The organism is Sporomusa sp. (assembly GCF_057736855.1).
Genome location: NZ_JBYKYF010000316.1, coordinates 1 through 3,426 on the forward strand (window position 1 = coordinate 1; position 3,426 = coordinate 3,426).

Genomic DNA, 3,426 nt, shown 5'->3' on the forward strand with positions numbered 1-3,426 from the left:
TTAAAACCATAACGAGCATGAGCTGCTTCGGCCAAGCGCACGATAGCCTCCGGCGTCAGCGCTTCCTCATGCCGCAACCGTAACCAGTCATCTTTTTCATCTGGGGCACTCAGATATGGCAAGTTGGTCTTGTTACGATCACCAATATAGAAGAGATAACCCAGCATCTCCACTTTATCGCGCTGTTGCCCTTCACCTAATAAAGCGGCAACCGGGACATTCAGGAATTGACCTAATAAATCCAGCATGGCTGCTTCCAAGGCAGTAACCGCATGGATGGTGATACGCAAATCAAAGGTTTGCAAGCCACGCCCACTGGCGTCCCGGTCACCAAACAGGTTGCGTACCTTATTAAGGATATTGTTGTAATTCCCAATCGTTTGGCCTACTACCAAAGGTTTTGATTCTTCCAGGGTCTTGCGAATTCCTTCGCCCCCCGGTACCTCACCAACCCCAGTATGACCTGCATTATCTTTTAAGATAACAATGTTGCGGGTAAAGTATGGCCCGTGAGCACCGCTAAGATTTAGCAGCATGCTATCATGACCGGCAACCGGAATAACAAGCATTTCGGTAATAACTGGTGCCGTGGATATTGCTTTATAATCCATTTTTTCACTCCATTCTCTAGTGCATTTGACTACTTTCCTTTCCTGCCTAAATTAAACGCAATTTTCATGCCAACTATACCAAACCTACTACAATTTGTCGAAAACGAGCTGCTTTTCGCGATAGAATCTCAATTGTTGCTTTTTTCATAGTAAATAGTAAATTCAGAAAGATACAAAAAAGTCCGCAACAAATGTTGCAGACTTCTTCACGTGTTGCAAAAAACGCATCACACGTTGCAAATTTTCTTGACTTCAATTCCATATGCTTTTAACTTGCGATACAGTGTGCTTCTATCAATTCCCAAAGCTTTAGCGGTTTCCTTTTGGTTATACCCCTGCTCAGCAAGTACCCGCAAAATTCTTGCTTTTTCCGAAACATCCTGCGGCACAGGTGCAGGTTGAGAGGGTTTAAGTTCTTCAGTCATATCCAGCATACTGCGCATAAACTCACCAGATATCACATTCTCCTTGGCTATAACCACAATGCGTTCCATGACATTTCTGAGTTGCCGTAAATTTCCCGGCCAACTATAGGCACAAATACATTCTTTCGCCTCTGGACTTAAGACGATCGAACGAGAAAACTTTCGATTAAACGTATTAACAAAATACTCAGCAATGATCGCAGCATCACCGTCCCGATCCTTTAACAGAGGCAACTCTAATGGCAATACATTGATTCGGTAATACAGATCTTCCCTAAAATGCCCCTCTTTCACTAATTGTGCCAAATTTTTATTTGTAGCAGCAATAATTCTAACATCAATGGGCAAATATTTATCGTCCCCCAGACACATGACCCGCCGTTCCTGAATTACCCGCAGAAGGCTTGTCTGAGCTAATTTTCCCATCTCACCGATTTCATCTAAAAATATGGTACCGCCATGAGCCAACTCAAAAAGTCCGGCTTTTCCCTTCCTGTTCGCTCCGGTAAACGCCCCCTCCACATGACCGAATAATTCACTTTCCAGAATACTTGCAGGAATAGCGCCACAATTGACGGCAACAAATGGTCGCTGCCGTCGTTTGCTGGCATTGTGAATACTCTGGGCAAACATTTCTTTGCCTGTCCCAGAGGCCCCCATAATTAATACCGTAGCATCGGTAGCGGCATACTCTTCAGCAATTCGTTTCGCTTCCAGCATTTTAGGTGAAGATCCCAAAATGTCATGCAACCGATATTGCGCTGTAAGTCCCTTACTATACATTTCTTTACGGATGGCTGCTTCCATGGCAACAATTTGTCCAACATCTTCTATGGTAATCATCGCACCGGTAACGTTTCCGTCAATGCTGATCGGCACAATATTGGCCATAAGTTTCCGCTCATTGGCGACAACCAGTTCACCTAATATCGCCCTGCCATTATGCAAGCAATGATCCACAGGCAATGCCGGGCATACTTTATCGATATTTTGGCCTACGGCTGTTAAAGCACTAAAGCCCAACAACCGCTCAGCCGCATAATTAAAAACCTCAATTGTTTTTTTGCTATTAATGCTAATAATCCCCTGCACCGAATAATCCACTAACACCCGGAACTTTTGGAGTCGTTCTTTTTCAATCTGCCGAGCATAAGATACACTTAACGCCTGAAGAAAGGCTGTACGGAACGAAGCTTTTCCCGACATCAATATGACGGTTTTTACACCAAGCTTAGCTGCTAGTTTTGTTATTTCAAAGCCACCAATGATCACATCAGCTTTGTCATTTATAGCCCGCTCAACTTCGACACTAAAATCAATGGTAGAATATACCGGATATATCGTCATGTCGATATCCATAACTTTACTAAAGACTTCAATACTATAAATCATATTATTAAAAGCCAAAACCGCTATCTTGGGTTTATTTTTTTGGGTCAAAGTTTTGGCAGTAAGGAGTGCTTCTGCTAAATCCTGGACAGTGATCGGTATTTCAACAATGGGGATTTTAATGCCGGCATCAACAATAAGTTTGGCTGTTCCACCCCGGGTAATAATGACATCAAAGCCCTTGGCTTCCACCTGTCTGGCTATATCCACTCCTTGTTGCAAACCACCTAGAAAACACTCAACTTTATCTTCTATTCCTAATTCTGCAAGTACTTCCTGTCCTACGGTAAGCATCCCAGCTGAGGGAGCTATAAAGGCAATTTTTCCCATTTATACCACCTAGTTTTAACGACTTTTCTAGATTATTATAGCACAAGACATAGTAGCTAAGCTAACGATCAGCGTAACGGGAAAACTAAGCACCTCCTCCCACATAACAAGCCGCCTACCATCAGGCAGACGGCTTGTTATGTGGAAGTCTATGAGCACAAACCAATCATCAAAGCGGGCGATACTCATAGATTTAGTTGTGCTTATTGACAGTAGGGTCATGTTGGCTCAGATTCAGTTGTTATAAACTCGCTGAACTGAGCCGCCCTCATGTAGCGACTTGCGCATGTAACTTTCTGCAAAAAGATTTGGCAGTTTTTAAATGGCATCGTCATAAAATAATGCTAGCAGGTTGAATTGCAATCATTATCAAATACGCAGAATAATAAAATGATTATAATAATGATTATAATCCAGCCATTGTTACCATTGCCGCAGCCACCACCAAAACCAAATCCCATAAGTATATACCTCCTTTGTGTATTATAGGGGAGATATTACATGCTATGAACTAAACTGGGGTTTTGCTACTGAGCGATTAAAAAATACAAACTCTGGCATAAACCGGCTGCGGGCATACTTTACTGCTATAAATGGGCTTTCTTATACCAATAAAATATGGTTCTTTGTCAAATGTTGGGGTAAAGCATAAAGTGTAGTGGAGCAGGGGA

3 protein-coding genes are annotated in these 3,426 nt (G+C 42.6%); all 3 read right to left on the bottom strand.

Annotation, left to right across the window (positions count from 1 at the left end):
* Positions 1-611: enolase-like domain-containing protein (locus AC29Z1_RS15390; protein ID WP_488272334.1), on the bottom strand; the 611-nt coding region annotated here is incomplete at its 3' end.
* 227 nt (positions 612-838) lie between these two features.
* A complete protein-coding gene (locus tag AC29Z1_RS15395; protein ID WP_488272335.1) occupies positions 839-2,755 on the bottom strand; it encodes a sigma 54-interacting transcriptional regulator in 1,917 nt (638 codons plus the stop codon).
* A gap of 27 nt (positions 2,756-2,782) precedes the next feature.
* On the bottom strand, positions 2,783-2,944 hold the full coding sequence (locus AC29Z1_RS15400; RefSeq protein ID WP_488272336.1) for a hypothetical protein: 162 nt from the start codon (positions 2,942-2,944) through the stop codon (positions 2,783-2,785).
* Positions 2,945-3,426 lie beyond the last annotated feature (482 nt).